The sequence below is a fragment of the Neptunitalea chrysea genome (assembly GCF_027924145.1).
Lineage (GTDB): Bacteria > Bacteroidota > Bacteroidia > Flavobacteriales > Flavobacteriaceae > Neptunitalea > Neptunitalea chrysea.
The window spans coordinates 193,834-209,104 of sequence record NZ_BRVP01000003.1; the positions used below are offsets into that span (position 1 = coordinate 193,834).

Here is a 15,271-nt window from a genome sequence, read left to right on the forward strand (position 1 = left end):
GTTAGTGATCTATGAAAATACTTTTTTTATCAGATAGTTTAAAGGGTGGAGGTAAAGAACGCCGCATGATTGAACTTATAAAAGGCTTAGATAAGTCTAAAGATTATGAAATTAGTCTGTTAGCACTTGATGATGATGTGTTTTATAAAGATATTTTTGAGACAAATTGTGAATTGAAGACACTTAAAAGAAGTAAAGGGTATGAATTAAAAATACAGAAGCTGGTTTTAGGTTATATAAAAGAGATTAAGCCTGATGTAATTCATTTTTGGGGTGAATTATGTATGATATATTTAACACCGCTATTTATTACAAATAGAAAGATAGTTTTTTTTAGTAGTATTATTGCGGATACATCTCCTAAGAAAGGCTTTGTACGAAATATGATTAGGAGATATAGTTTTAAAAAATCAACTTTGATTTTATCGAACACATTTGCTGGGCTTAGAGCTTATGGTGCTTCTGAGAATAAGAGTAAGGTTATATATAACGGATTTGATTTCAACCGAATTTCTGATTTAAAGGATAAAGTTAATATTAGAACCAAGTATCAAATTAAGTCTGATTTTGTATTAATGATGGTTGGAGTGTATAACGATAGAAAAGATTATCCAACGTTTTTAAAAGCAACTGAATTACTTCTTCAGAAAGGATATAAAATATCTGTAATAACTGCGGGAGATGGAGATTATTCTGAGTATAAGAATATGATTCGTTCTGAAAATTTAGATTTCTATCATTTCTTAAATTTTCAAAATGACATAGAGTCTATTATGAATATTGCAAGTATAGGTGTATTGTGTTCAAATAGTACAAAACATGGCGAAGGCATTTCTAATGCTTTGCTTGAATTTATGGCTCTTGGTAAGCCTGTTATTGGTACCAATGATGGTGGAAATGTAGAGTTAATAGAAGACGGGATATCTGGATACCTTACTAATATTAATGACCACGTGGATTTATGTTCAAAGCTGATGAGTATACTTGATAATGAAAAATTAAATAAGGATATGGGAGATAGGTCATTAGAAATAGTTAAGAATAAGTTTTCATACTCTAATATGATAGCTCAATTTCTGTCAGAATATGATAAAATAAATCGAAATTTGATAAAATAAATATATATGTCCTTTTTAACGCAAGATTTCGAATTTAACAAAAATAATACAAAAGGGAAAATTATAGCTTTTGGTTTTCGATTGGCTAATTTGAGTTGTAAAAGTAAATTTTATAAGATAATTTTAACTCCATATCGTATTTTTTATAAGTTTTGTTTTGATTGGATTCTTGGTTTTGAGGTGCCATACAATACAGTTATAAAGAAAGGGTTTAAAGTATATCATCATCAATCTATAGTTATTAATAAGAGAACTAAAATTGGTGAGAATTTTATCTTAAGACAAAGTGTAACAATAGGTAACACTAAAAGTGGTTCTAACTGTCCAGTTATTGGAAATAATGTTGAATTAGGAGCTAATGTAATTATTATTGGAGATATTAACATAGGTAATAATGTTGTTATAGGGGCAGGCTCTGTTGTAGTTAAAGATATACCTGATAACAGTGTAGTGGTAGGTAATCCTGCTAGAGTAATAAAATCTTTATAAATTAATTAAATAAAAGTAAATAATGATTTTTATAATAGGAGCTCCAAGATCAGGAACTAAATTATTAAGACAAATATTAAATAATCATAGTCAGATTTATATACCTGAAGCAGAAACAATGTTTCTTTACAAGCTTTATTTGTCTTGGGATCAGTTCAAAGATTTATCAGATAGGAATAATTTTGACGAATTGGTTCAGTATATTCTCGAAACACCCTTTTATTCCTATTTGAAGGAGGAGCACTCAGAAAAAATCATAGATTTTGATAAATGGTATAGCAGTTGTTCTGAGTGGAGTTATAGTCATGTAATGATGAAGTTTTTTGAAATTTGTGCATTTCATTATGGTAAATCGATGTTTGGAGATAAAACGCCTTCTTATTTGTATCCTATAGATTTTATTAGAAATCAATTTAAAGAGGTGAGAATAATCCATATTGTTAGAGATCCACGAGATTATGTGTTGTCAGTGAATAAAGCATGGGGGAAAAATATTTTTAGATCAGCACAAAGATGGAATGATTGGTTAAATCTAGTTAATAAGGATTTAGGATTAAAGGAAGATAATATACTAGTTACTTATGAGAATTTGCTTTCTAATTCTGAAAAAGAGACGGAAAGGATTCTATCTTTTTTAAAAATAAGTTATGAACCTAATTTATTTGTTTTTAATGGTCAAATTGAACCTGTTGGAGATGCTAAAAATGAAGGGAAAATTAAGAAGGATAATTTTGGGAAGTGGAAACGAGAATTAAGTTCTAATAAGCTAAGAATAATAGAAGAATTATGTTATCAAAACCTGAAGGATTTAGGATATAAAATTGAATTAGGTAAGAAACAAAAGAAACTTAGTAATATAAAGTTTATATATTATAAGGGTTTGGATTCATTGAGTTTATTAATTTATGCCTATAAACGAAAAGGGTATCTAGGTTTAAAAAGACAATTAAAACTAATGATTTTTTCTAAATAAAGTTGAAAATGATACAAATTAATAAAAGTATTACTTCAAAAGTTCTAACTATTGGTCTTCAGTATAAGAATCATAGAGGAGGTATAGGAGGTGTTATAGATACGTATTCTAAATATTTTGAAAGTTTTAATTTTATATGTACTTATGGTATAACTTCTAGTAAGATTAAGATATTATTTAACTATATAAAATCATTGTTTAACACTTTTTTCTTTTTATTATTAAATAGAGAAGTAAAGATTGTACATATACATGGCGCTGCTAAAGGTAGTGTTTTTAGAAAGTACATTGTTTTCAATATTAGTAAACGTATTTTTAGAAAAAAAGTAATATTTCATAGTCATGCTTCAGAAATGGAGAACTTCTATCATAAGGGCAATTACCTAGTAAAAAAGGTCTGTACAGATTTTTTTAATAGTGTGGATTTAATTATTTGTCTGTCATTGTCATGGGATAAATTCTATAACTCTAATTTCAACCCTAAGTCTACAATAGTACTAGAAAATATTGTTGATCAACAAACAGATATAGAGGCTAAACAATACAATAATAGTTGTCCAATTAGTTTTTTATTTTTGGGGGCAATAGGAGATAGAAAAGGAATATTTGATTTGCTTGAAGTAATTAGTTTGAATAAAGATTATTATAAGGGTAAAATAAAATTAATTGTTGGTGGTAATGGGGAAGTAGATAAGTTAAGAAAAACTATATTAGATAACTCATTAGAAGAAATAGTTATATTTAAAGGATGGGTGTCAGGAGAAGAAAAAAGAAACTTGCTTGAGACAACAGATGTATATATTTTACCTTCTTATAATGAGGGGTTGCCTTTATCTATTCTAGAGGCAATGAGTTATGGCATGCCTATAATTTCAACAAATGTAGGTGGGATTTCTGAAATAATTCATAACAATATAAATGGATGTTTAATTGAACCAGGAGATTTTAATGGAATACAGACTTCACTTAATTCATTTGTTGAGAGTCCAATTTTATTGAGAAGTTATGGGTTAAAATCATTAGATTTAGTTAAACCTTATTACTCAGAGAGTGTAATTCCTAAATTGAATAAAATATATCTAAAGTTACTCGAATAGATTATATAAAATAAAACAATAATTATGAACATAAGTATTTTCGGACTTGGTTATGTAGGGTGTGTTAGTCTTGGCTGCCTTGCTAAAAACGGACATAATGTAATAGGGGTTGATGTAAATCAAAATAAAATTGATTTAATAAATAGTGGTAAACCCACCATAATTGAAGCAGAGATAGATACTATTATAAAAGAGGAACACGAAGCAGGCAGAGTTTCGGCGACTACAGATGCTTTAAAAGCGGTTCTAGAATCGGAAGTTAGTATTATAGCAGTAGGTACACCAAGTTCTGAAAAAGGACATTTGAATCTAAAGTATATCTTTACTGTTGCAGAGAATATTGGTAGAGCAATTAAAGAAAAGGATAGTTTTCATGTTATAGCATTACGTTCTACTGTGATGCCTGGAACTTGTGATAAGATTGCAGATATAATTGAGAAGAGCTCTGGTAAAAAGCGTAATGAAGCATTTGCAGTAGTAGATAACCCTGAGTTTTTGAGAGAGGGTACGGCTGTTAAAGATTATTACAATCCACCTTTAACATTAATTGGTTCTGATAATAAAGAAGCGGCAGAAAAACTCTCTTTGTTGTACAAAGATCTTCCTGGAGAAATTATTATTTCAGATCTTAAGGTTGCCGAAATCATGAAGTATGTTAATAATACTTATCATGCTCTAAAAATTTCTTTTGCAAATGAAGTTGGTAATGTTTGTAGTGAAATGGGAATAGATTCTCATGAAGTAATGAATATTTTCTGTAAAGATAAACAGTTGAATATTTCTCCGTATTATTTTAAACCAGGCTTTGCTTATGGAGGGTCTTGTTTACCTAAAGATTTGAAAGGTTTGCAAACCTTGGCTCATGATTTATATGTGGATGCCCCGGTAATTGATAGTATTGATAAAACAAATGAAAATCAAATAGCTAGAGCAACCAAAATGATTTACAAGTATTGGAACAAGAAGCTTGGTTTTTTAGGACTTAGTTTCAAGGAAGGTACAGACGATTTAAGAAATAGCCCTGCTGTAAGAGTTATAGAGTCATTATTGGGAAAAGGAGCAGATGTTACTATTTACGATAGAAATGTGAATACAACTATGTTGACTGGTACTAATAAGGATTATGTAGACGCAAGAATACCTCATTTATCAAAACTTTTAACCGCAAATTTGGATGAAGTTATTTCAAACTCAGATGTGTTAATTGTAAATACCAAAGAAAAAGAGTTTGTAGAAAAACTTAAGGGTATTGAAGGTAAAATTATTATCGATTTCGTGAGATTAGGCGATGAGTTTTTAGGTAAGAAAAATTACACAGGAATAAACTGGGGGACTAATTTGGATACCGGAGCCTACATTTCAGGTGAAGATACTGTAATATAAAATTCGTATAATGAGTTTAGAGGGAAAACATATATTAATAATAGTAGAAAATTTACCAGTTCCTTTTGATAGAAGGGTTTGGCAAGAGGCAACAACACTTAAAGCTCATGGAGCAGAAGTTTCTATTATTTGTCCGCAGATGAAAGGATATACAGAGCCTTTTGAAATTCTCGATGGGATCGACATTTACCGACATCCATTACCATTAGAAGCTAGAGGCGCTTTGGGGTATCTTGTAGAATACGGAAGTGCTATTTATTGGGAAATTAAACTGGCTAAAAAAATATATAAGAGGAAACCTTTTCATGTAATTCATGGCTGTAACCCACCAGATCTTATATATCTTACAGCAAAAAGATTTAAGAGTAAAGGGGTTAAATATGTGTTTGATCATCACGACATAAATCCAGAATTATACATTGCTAAATATGATAAGAAAGACTTTTTTTATAAGTTAATGTTGTATTTTGAAAAGCAAACGTTTAAACATGCAGTAGCTTCAATTTCTACCAATGAGTCCTATAAAGAAATTGCAGTTAGAAGGGGAGGAATGAGCCCTGATAAAGTACAAATTGTAAGGAGCGGACCAAAGTTAGATCGCCTGAAATTACAGGAGCCTAAAAATGAATTTAAGAAAGGAAGAAAGTACTTAATAGGTTATTTAGGGGTTATAGGAGAGCAAGAAGGCATCGACTTATTGTTGGAGAGTATCAAACAAATTGTAGCTAAAAGAGACGATGTTCAGGTGGCAATTGTTGGAGGAGGATCTGATTTGGATATTCTTAAAAAACTTTCTGCAGATATGGGATTAGCAGATTATGTTGATTTTCATGGTAGAGTATCAGATCAATTGTTAGTTGATATACTAAACACTGCAGACGTGTGTGTTAATCCAGATAAACCTACCGAGATGAACAATCTTTCAACAATGAATAAGATTATGGAGTATATGGCCTTAAAAAAGCCTATTGTTCAGTTTGATTTAAAAGAGGGTAAGTTTTCTGCGCAAAAGGCTTCTTTATATGCAACAGATATTACAGATTTTGCAAGTAAGATAGAGTATCTTCTAGATAACGATGAAGTACGTGTTGAAATGGGAGAATACGGCTATAATCGTGTAGTTAATGAACTTTCATGGGAGCATGAATCGGGAAAATTAATAGATTTTTACACAAAGATTTTGCAATAAAAATACAAAGCTAATTACTATAGCTTATATAAGAATTAAATATTTATATTTGTTTTCAATAATAAAAACGCATGAAAAAATTATCTTACGGTTTAATCTTAATTTCCCTTTTTTTAGGCTCTTGTGCTTCTAAAAAGGATGTGCTTTACTTTCAGAACGCAAAAGTTAACGTGCCAAAAGATGTTGAAATTCCTCAAATTAAAATTCAGGTTAATGATATTCTAAGTGTTAAAATTGGAGCGGAGAATCCTGAGGTTGCTGCGCCATATAATCTGAACTTAAGTTCAGGATCTGTTAATAACAATATTGAAGTTTTAAAACTTCAAGGATATTTAGTTAGCAATGAAGGAACTATTTTTTTGCCTGTCATTGGTTCTGTAGATGTGCTTGGTAAAACCATACCTGAAGCGAAGGATTATATTGCTGGAATTTTGAAAGAACAAGGACGTTTAGATAATCCAGATGTGAATATAAGAATTATAAACTCTAAAGTATCGGTAATGGGGGAAGTAAAAGCTCCGGGAACCTATACCTATGCAGAGCAACAGATTACTTTGTTACAAGCTCTAGGATATGCTGGAGATTTAACGATTAACGGAAATAGAGATGATGTAATGTTGATTAGAGAAGAAGGAGGTGAAAGAACTATAGTACATATAGATTTAACCAAAACTGATTGGTTTGATTCACCTTATTTTTTTATGAAACAAAACGATGTTATTTATGTAGGTCCTAACAATGCCAAAGTAAAAAGTTCGGGTGTTATTGGTAATGCAAGCACATTGCTTACTGCGGCATCTGTTATTTTGAGTGCTATAGTATTGATAACTAAGTAATTAAGGATATGGGAAATTTGGATAAAAATAGTAAGCAAAGGTTCGAGGATGATAATAATGGGGTTGATCTGGTAGAACTTTTTTTGAAATATTTACAATATTGGTCTTGGTTTGCACTTTGCGGTTTTTTGAGTTTAGTTGTTGCGTTTTTCTATATTAAATCGGCTAACAAAATTTATCAAACTACTGCGAAGATTGAGATAATTGATGAGTCTCAGGAATTAGGAATGACACTTGACTTTGAGTCTTTGTTAAGTGGAGGAACTAAAATTAATCTAGATAATGAGATTGCTGTATTAACATCGTATAGGTTGTTAGGGCAGGTGGTAGATACCTTAGGCTTGGATGTTGACTGTACATGGGAGTCAAGTTTCATGGAAAATGAAGTAAAAGGTGTGCCATTTGTGGTGGGAAAAGATATACCTGAAGAGGAAATCAGTGAAACATTGGTGTATTTAATAACCTTAAAAGAAACATATTATAATATTGTGGATCCTGATGGGGACGTAACTAAGTTGCCATTAACGGATAGTAGCGCCAATAAACTGCCTTTTAATATTAAATTAGTGGATGCTATTGAGAATTTGAAAGAGTATCTTGGAGTTGAATATGAAGTTAGAATAGCGTCTAAGAAGTCGGCAGTAATGTCATTGCAAAAAAGATTGGTAGTTGAGCCAACAAGTACTGAAAGTGAAATACTTTTTCTTTCTTTAGAAGGTTTAAGACCTAAAATAACAGAGGTTGTTTTAAATACTATAATTGATAAATTCAATCAGGATGGTATTGCCGATAGACAATTGGTAAGTGAAAGAACTGTAAAATTTATTGATGAGAGATTTTCTTTTCTAACTAAGGATTTAGATTCAATCGAATTAAAAAAGGAAAAGTTTAAGAAGGATAATGGATTGGCTAATATTCAAGCTGATGCTAGTGCGACCTTGTCTAAAAAAGAGTTCACCGAGGGAGAAGTTTTTAATATTGAAACTCAGATTTCGTTGGTTGGATTTTTAAAGGAGGAATTAACTAAGGAATCTAAAGATAACCTACTTCCTTCTAATATAGGTATAGAAAGCGGTGCTATTAATGGTTTAGTAGATGAATATAACAAGGCTGTGTTAAAGAGAAATGAACTTTTAACTACTGGTGCTGGAGAGAACAATTCGGCAATTAAAGTTTTGGATTCTCAAATAGAAAATGGTCATCGTAACATTTTGTCTAGTGTAAAAGTATATCAAGAGCAATTAGAGAATAATCAAAAACAGTTAAGAGCTCTTGAGAATAAGGTAAGTGGTATATATGGGTTGTTTCCAGAGAAGGAACGTATGTTAAGGGAGATTGAAAGACAGCAGACTTTAAAAGAATCCTTGTATCTTCTGTTATTACAGAAGCGAGAAGAAGCAGCTATTAATTATGCTGTAACTGCACCATCTATTAAGGTTGTTGATTATGCTATAACAAATGATGTTCCGGTAGCACCTAAGAAAATAATTATTGTTATGTTGGCACTGATTGTTGGCATGGCAATTCCATTTGTTATAATTTACGTTATTTTCTTTTTAGATACCAAAATACATGATAGAACGGATGTTGAAAAGCTTAACCCTGAGATTCCTGTACTTGCTGAAATTCCGTTTGTAGAAGGAGATAAAATGTTTAATACAGTGGATGACCGTTCTGTATTAGCAGAGTCATTTAGAATACTTTCTACTAACGTAGATTATATGTTGGGTCTTAAAAAGAAAGATGATGTTGGTAAAGTTGTTTTTGTTACTTCTACTATAAAAGGAGAAGGAAAGACATTTGTGGCTATAAATACGGCATTAGCCTTTGCGAGTGTTAATAAGAAAGTTTTATTGGTAGGTGCCGATTTAAGGAATCCTCAACTTCATAAGTACTTTAAAGTAAATAAAGACTTAAATAAAGGACTTAGTGCATTTTTACATGATGATAGTATGAAGTTAGAGGATTGTTTGTCTAAACAATTGGGAATAAGCGATTATTTAGATGTTTGTTTTAGTGGAGTAGTTCCTCCTAATGCACCTCAATTACTTACTGGCGAACGATTTAATGAATTTGTAAATGTGGCAAAATCTAAGTATGATTATATCATTTTTGACTTGGCTCCAACATTATTGGTTACAGATACGTTAATTGTGTCTCGTTATGCTGATGAAACGGTATATTTAGTAAGAGCTGGTCATACAGACAAAAACTTACTAAGTTTCTCTAAAGATCTCAATGCTAAAGGGAAACTACAAAATTTAGCCTATATTGTTAATAATGTAGGAGAGAAGCATTCATATAGATATGGTTACGGATATAGTTATAATTATAGTTATAGTTACAATTACGGCTATGGCTATGGCTATGGTAGCGATGCTGGTAAATCTAAAAAGCCTTGGTATAAAAAAATCTTTGGTAAAAGATAAAATTAAATTCTAATAAAAATTAGTATATTTAAGTTCTATGGCATAAATTATCGAAACTTAGGTTTTGATAATTTATGTTTGTTTGTCGCTTATTACTTAACTATAACAATTTTAAAAATGAGAGTATTAGTTACCGGAGGAGTTGGTTTTATTGGATCGCACTTATGTGAAAGACTTTTGAATCAGGGGCATGAGGTTTTGTGTCTAGATAATTATTTTACGGGGTCTAAACGTAATGTAGTACATTTGTTAGATCATCCGTATTTTGAGTTGATTAGACATGATGTTACTACGCCGTATTATGCGGAGGTAGATCAAATTTACAATCTGGCATGTCCTGCTAGTCCAATACATTATCAACATAATGCGATTAAAACGGTTAAGACCTCCGTTATTGGAGCTATTAATATGTTAGGGTTGGCCAAGCGTGTTGGGGCAAGAATTTTGCAGGCAAGTACGAGTGAGGTGTATGGAGATCCTTTAATTAATCCACAGGTTGAAACGTATTGGGGAAATGTTAATCCTATAGGTTCTAGATCTTGCTATGACGAGGGTAAACGTTGTGCAGAAACTTTGTTTATGAATTACTATGAGCAAAATAATGTGGATGTTAGAATCATTAGAATTTTTAATACTTATGGGCCTAAAATGAGTGTTAATGATGGTAGAGTGGTATCTAATTTTATTATTCAGGCATTACGAAACGAACCTATAACTATTTTTGGAGAAGGTACACAGACCAGATCTTTTCAGTACGTAGACGATTTGCTAGACGGAACCATGGCTATGATGAATAATGATGGTTTTATTGGCCCTGTAAATCTTGGTAATCCGGGTGAGTTTACCATGTTGGAATTGGCTCAAGAAGTGATAGATTTAATAGGCTCGTCATCAAAATTAACTTTCTTGCCTTTACCTCAGGATGATCCAAAACAGCGTAAGCCAGATATTACTTTGGCTAAGGAAAAACTAAATTGGGAGCCCAAGGTTAAGCTTAAAGATGGATTGGTTAAGACCATCTCGTATTTTGAAGATATATTGTCTGAGGGATAGAAATCTACTGTACATGACTTTGGTTCTTTTATGGGCTTGAACTTATTTTTTTAAGTATAAATATATGTTGTTTTTTAAAAAGAAGCCGATTTTAAAGGAATTGGTATCGTCTGGTTATGTAGATATTCACTCTCATGTGTTACCTGGTATAGACGATGGTTCTAAGGATGTAGAAACGTCTGAGGTACTGTTAAATGAAATGGGGAATATTGGTTTTTCTAAAGTGATTACTACACCACATACTTTACCTGGGGTTTGGGATAATAGTAGGGGTGATATTGAAAACGCCTTTACCGAATTGAACTCTGTAAAAGGAGCACTTTGTTCAAAGTATGAATTACGTGTAGCTTCAGAATATTTTTTAGACAATGTTTTTCTGACTAAAATTTTAGATAAAGGGAATTTATTAACTCTTAAGGATAATTATTTACTTGTAGAGCTTTCGTATTTAAATCCGCCTATTGGGTTAAAGGATATTATTTTTGCTGTACAGATGGGAGGGTATCAGCCTGTTTTAGCGCATCCTGAGAGGTATTTGTACTATCATAGAGATAAAGGAATGTACGATGAGTTAAAGGCGGCTGGATGTATGTTTCAGTTGAATTTACTGTCTAGTGTTGGGTATTATGGAAAAGGAGTGTCTGAAATTGCTGATTATCTTTTGGAGTCTGATATGATTGATTATACAGGTTCAGATATTCACCATATAAGACATGTGAAATCTTTTGGCTCTAAAGTTGTAATTAAATCTATTAAACCACTTCAGGAAGCTATGGAGCGAAACAGTTTTTTTGGTAGTTAATAAAAGATATAAATAAAAATGGATACAAAAAAAGTGCTTATCATTGATAAGCACTTTTTTGTATTATAATAATCTATTAGATTACATCATACCTGGCATGCCACCACCCATAGGAGGTGCTGCTGGTGTGTCTTCTTTAATGTCTGTTAAAGAACATTCGGTAGTTAAAATCATACCTGAAACTGATGCTGCATTTTCTAAAGCAACGCGAGTTACTTTTTTAGGGTCTATAATACCTGCTGCAAGCATGCTTACATATTCACTTGATTTTGCATCGTATCCAAAGTCTTTTGTGCCTTCAAGTACTTTTGAAATAACAACGGAGCCTTCTCCACCTGCATTTTCAACAATGGTTCTTAATGGAGACTCAATAGCCTTGTTTACAATTTGAATACCTGTTGTTTCGTCGGCATTAGCGCCTGCTACAGTTTCTAATACAGCTTTAGCTCTAACTAGAGCAACACCACCACCGGCAACAATGCCTTCTTCTACAGCAGCTCTTGTTGCGTGTAAAGCATCGTCTACACGATCTTTTTTCTCTTTCATTTCAACTTCAGATGGAGCACCTACGTAAAGTACTGCTACACCACCGGCTAATTTTGCTAAACGCTCTTGAAGTTTTTCTTTATCATACTCAGAAGTTGTGGTTTCTATCTGAGATTTAATTTGGTTTACGCGTGCTTTGATATTCTCGGCATCACCGCTACCATTAACAATCGTAGTGTTATCTTTGTCTATAGTAACTGTTTCAGCAGTGCCAAGCATATCTAAAGATGCATTCTCTAATGAGAAGCCTCTTTCTTCTGCAATAACAGTACCTCCTGTAAGAATAGCGATGTCTTCTAACATAGCTTTTCTTCTGTCTCCAAATCCTGGAGCTTTAACAGCAGCAATTTTTAAACCACCTCTAAGTTTGTTTACTACAAGGGTAGCTAATGCTTGCCCGTCTACATCTTCTGCAATGATTAATAGAGGTCTTCCAGACTGCGCAACTGGTTCTAAAATTGGAAGAATTTCCTGTAGATTAGATATTTTTTTGTCAAATAATAAAATATAAGGATTTTCGAGCTCAGCAATCATCTTGTCCGTATCAGTTACAAAGTACGGAGAAAGGTATCCTCTATCAAATTGCATACCTTCAACAACATCTACATAAGTGTCTGTTCCTTTAGCTTCTTCAACAGTAATAACTCCTTCTTTACCTACTTTACCAAAAGCAGTTGCAATTAATTTACCAATAGTTTCGTCGTTATTAGCAGATATTGCAGCTACTTGTTTTATTTTTTCAGAGCTATCTCCAACTTCTTCAGCTTGCTTTTGTAAGTCGCTAACAATAGCTTCTACGGCTTTATCAATTCCTCTTTTAAGATCCATTGGGTTAGCACCTGCAGCCACGTTTTTCAAACCTTCTTTAACAATAGCCTGAGCTAAAACAGTAGCCGTAGTGGTACCATCACCAGCAAGATCATTGGTTTTAGAAGCTACTTCTTTAACCATTTGCGCTCCCATGTTTTCAAGAGCATCTTCTAACTCAATTTCTTTAGCAACAGAAACCCCATCTTTAGTTACTTGAGGGGCGCCAAAAGATTTTCCAATAATAACATTACGTCCTTTAGGTCCTAAAGTAACTTTCACTGCATTTGCTAAAGCATCTACACCACGTTTAAGGCCGTCTCTTGCTTCGATATCAAATTTAATGTCTTTTGCCATTTTTAAATTTTTCTTTTAATTAATTAAATAATTGCTAAAATGTCACTTTCTCGCATGATAAGATAATCGGTACCTTCAAGCTTTAATTCGGTACCAGCATACTTCCCGTATAAAACCGTGTCACCAACTTTAACAGTCATAGGTTCGTCTACTTTACCAGAGCCTACTGCTACTACGGTACCTTTTTGAGGTTTTTCCTTTGCAGTGTCAGGGATAATAATACCTGAAGCGGTTGTTGTTTCTGCAGCAGCTGGTTCTACCAAAACTCTATCTGCAAGCGGTTTAATATGTACGTTAGCCATTTTTATGATTTTATTTAATTTTTTGTTTCTACTGCTCTCTATGAGGCAGAAATTATGCCAATGGTTGGTTTTCTGTCAAGGAGCAAAAAAAAATGCCAGCTTGTCATAAAGCTGGCATTTTCTAAAATATTTTATGGAGTATATTACTCTGCTGTGTCAGTATCATTAGTAGGAGTTGTTGGGGTAGCTGGATTATCAGGTGCTAAATTACCTTCAATCTGTTCAGAACCCTGTAATACTTTAGCGTCAGTTGATGTTCCGCTAATTGTAGAGTTTGCTAATAATATTAAAGCTACCATTATTGCGGATAAAACCCAAGTACTTTTCTCAAGAAAATCTCCTGTTTTTTTAACACCACCAATTTGGTTTGCTCCTCCTCCAAATGTAGAGGATAATCCTCCTCCTTTTGGGTTTTGTACCATTACAACTAAAATTAGCAAAAAGCTAACTATAATTATACCTGCTAAATATATCGCGTATGCACTCATTGTTAAATGAATTTATAATTTTATTTTAATTTTTTGATTTCCTCAATTTGGTTTGCAAATAAACTACTTTTTTCTGGATATTTCAAAATTAATATTTCATAAGCTTTTATAGCTTTTTTATATTTTTTTTGTTCCACGTATATTTTTGCCAAAGTTTCGGTCATCAGATGTGTTTTTTCCGATGTTGCATCTTTAGCCAAGTTTATGCTGTTCTGCGGATTTCTGACGGGTACAATTTTAGGAGCAGTTTCTAAAAATTTATCAATTAGCTCAAATTTTCCTTTTTGGGCATCGTTAATTTGGTCTTCTATTCCATCTTGTGATTCCTCTCCTGTAATAATATGTGCAGCGACTTCGTTACTTCTATCTATTATTTTTATATTGGTAAGCTTAAGCCATTCTGCAAAGGAGTGAGTCTCGTTCTGAGTTTTTACAGTACTCTCCTTTATAGATTCATCCTGTTTACTTACCAAACTGCTTTCCGTTTCTTTTGGGTGAAAGACATCAGGATTCATTACGTCTTTCAAATCTTTGTAATCATCTTCATTAGAGAAATTGTTTTTAACTCTAATTTCTTCTCCTTGTACGTTTATTTTTTTTATCTCATTTGAAGGTTTCTGGTTAGATATCTCCTTTGAAATTGTATGTTGATTGAATTCGGGTGAATTTATAAATTCAAAAAGTATTTGTCTGTCTGTGGTATGAGCAGCGGTAACTTTTAAATTTTTAGTGTAATAAAAACTATTTTGTTTATGAAATCCGTACAACTGCAGAGCACGCGCCGCCTGAAAGTAGGGGTGCTCTAAAATAAAACTATTAAGCTTTTTAGATTGCTCACTAGTAATATCATTAGGTGATTTAAGCAGGTATGTAAAGTTGTTAATATTCATAAGTGGTTTTACCAATCAGCTAAAGATGCGTTAACAATGTCTTGAGTGATTCTTTCAAAGATTTCATCAAATGCAGCAGACTTAATAGAGTTTACTTGGGTGTCTGCATCAAAGTCATAATAGAATGAGAACTTTTTTTCAAAGTCTTTTTCGGCATCTAACGTATTTGTGAAACGTACATTTACCCCTATAGTTAATCGGTTTTGAGAAGCAGTTTGAGAAGCTGTAGCACTCATTGGAGTAACGCTGTATTCAACAATTTCACCTTCATAAATAAGTTCTGCATTATCATTCTTTAGCTCCAAACTGGTTTGATTTACAATGAGATCCTGTAAGGCAACGGTAAAGTTTCTGTCAAGCCCTGGTTCAATAATAGGAGCTACGTTTTGGAAAAAGTTTACCTGAAAACTTTTGGCATTTGTGCTAATACCCGTAAAACTGTAGATGCCACACCCAACTGTTGATAACAGAAGTACGCATACAGTTATTAAAACACTTAATTTTTTCATATA

The 15,271-nt window shown here is 32.4% G+C and carries 15 protein-coding genes; 10 read left to right on the forward strand and 5 right to left on the reverse strand.

From position 1 onward, the window contains the following. Positions 1 to 11 precede the first annotated feature (11 nt). The 10 genes from NBRC110019_RS02980 to NBRC110019_RS03025 all read left to right on the forward strand — a co-directional run bounded on the left by NBRC110019_RS02980 (position 12) and on the right by NBRC110019_RS03025 (position 11,369). Entirely contained in the window at positions 12 to 1,118 is a 1,107-nt protein-coding gene (locus tag NBRC110019_RS02980) for a glycosyltransferase family 4 protein (protein WP_281752205.1), read from the forward strand. Positions 1,119 to 1,124: 6 nt separating this feature from the next. Continuing rightward, complete coding sequence (locus NBRC110019_RS02985) at positions 1,125 to 1,607, forward strand: LbetaH domain-containing protein (RefSeq protein ID WP_281752207.1); 483 nt, start codon at positions 1,125 to 1,127, stop codon at positions 1,605 to 1,607. Positions 1,608 to 1,629: 22 nt separating this feature from the next. After that, entirely contained in the window at positions 1,630 to 2,580 is a 951-nt protein-coding gene (locus NBRC110019_RS02990) for a sulfotransferase family protein (protein WP_281752210.1), read from the forward strand. A gap of 8 nt (positions 2,581 to 2,588) precedes the next feature. Beyond that, positions 2,589 to 3,677 (forward strand): glycosyltransferase family 4 protein, encoded by a 1,089-nt coding sequence (locus NBRC110019_RS02995; protein WP_281752212.1) that lies wholly within the window; start codon positions 2,589 to 2,591, stop codon positions 3,675 to 3,677. 24 nt (positions 3,678 to 3,701) lie between these two features. Further along, positions 3,702 to 5,060: a nucleotide sugar dehydrogenase gene (locus NBRC110019_RS03000; protein ID WP_281752214.1), complete on the forward strand. Its 1,359-nt coding sequence runs from the start codon at positions 3,702 to 3,704 to the stop codon at positions 5,058 to 5,060. A gap of 10 nt (positions 5,061 to 5,070) precedes the next feature. Beyond that, positions 5,071 to 6,249 carry a glycosyltransferase family 4 protein gene (locus NBRC110019_RS03005; protein WP_281752216.1) on the forward strand — a complete coding sequence of 393 codons (1,179 nt, stop codon included), beginning with the start codon at positions 5,071 to 5,073 and terminating at the stop codon, positions 6,247 to 6,249. A gap of 71 nt (positions 6,250 to 6,320) precedes the next feature. Further along, complete coding sequence (locus NBRC110019_RS03010) at positions 6,321 to 7,085, forward strand: polysaccharide biosynthesis/export family protein (protein WP_281752218.1); 765 nt, start codon at positions 6,321 to 6,323, stop codon at positions 7,083 to 7,085. Positions 7,086 to 7,093: 8 nt separating this feature from the next. After that, positions 7,094 to 9,514 carry a GumC family protein gene (locus NBRC110019_RS03015; RefSeq protein WP_281752220.1) on the forward strand — a complete coding sequence of 807 codons (2,421 nt, stop codon included), beginning with the start codon at positions 7,094 to 7,096 and terminating at the stop codon, positions 9,512 to 9,514. A 117-nt stretch (positions 9,515 to 9,631) separates the two neighbouring features. Next, a complete protein-coding gene (locus NBRC110019_RS03020) occupies positions 9,632 to 10,567 on the forward strand; it encodes a UDP-glucuronic acid decarboxylase family protein (RefSeq protein ID WP_281752222.1) in 936 nt (311 codons plus the stop codon). Positions 10,568 to 10,631: 64 nt separating this feature from the next. Continuing rightward, on the forward strand, positions 10,632 to 11,369 hold the full coding sequence (locus NBRC110019_RS03025) for a tyrosine-protein phosphatase (protein ID WP_281752224.1): 738 nt from the start codon (positions 10,632 to 10,634) through the stop codon (positions 11,367 to 11,369). Positions 11,370 to 11,450: 81 nt separating this feature from the next. On the opposite strand, the gene groL is transcribed toward NBRC110019_RS03025, so the two are convergent. From groL to NBRC110019_RS03050, 5 genes are all read right to left on the reverse strand, one after another. Then, positions 11,451 to 13,079 carry a chaperonin GroEL gene (gene groL, locus NBRC110019_RS03030; protein ID WP_281752226.1) on the reverse strand — a complete coding sequence of 543 codons (1,629 nt, stop codon included), beginning with the start codon at positions 13,077 to 13,079 and terminating at the stop codon, positions 11,451 to 11,453. Between the two features lie 23 nt (positions 13,080 to 13,102). Further along, the gene (locus NBRC110019_RS03035; protein WP_281752228.1) at positions 13,103 to 13,381 is read right to left on the reverse strand and encodes a co-chaperone GroES; all 279 of its coding nucleotides are present in this window, start codon (positions 13,379 to 13,381) and stop codon (positions 13,103 to 13,105) included. Between the two features lie 143 nt (positions 13,382 to 13,524). Further along, positions 13,525 to 13,869 carry a preprotein translocase subunit SecG gene (secG, locus tag NBRC110019_RS03040; protein WP_281752231.1) on the reverse strand — a complete coding sequence of 115 codons (345 nt, stop codon included), beginning with the start codon at positions 13,867 to 13,869 and terminating at the stop codon, positions 13,525 to 13,527. A gap of 20 nt (positions 13,870 to 13,889) precedes the next feature. Further along, the gene (locus tag NBRC110019_RS03045; RefSeq protein ID WP_281752233.1) at positions 13,890 to 14,759 is read right to left on the reverse strand and encodes a DUF8458 domain-containing protein; all 870 of its coding nucleotides are present in this window, start codon (positions 14,757 to 14,759) and stop codon (positions 13,890 to 13,892) included. A gap of 8 nt (positions 14,760 to 14,767) precedes the next feature. After that, a complete protein-coding gene (locus NBRC110019_RS03050; protein WP_281752235.1) occupies positions 14,768 to 15,268 on the reverse strand; it encodes an LptE family protein in 501 nt (166 codons plus the stop codon). Between the last annotated feature and the right edge of the window lie 3 nt (positions 15,269 to 15,271).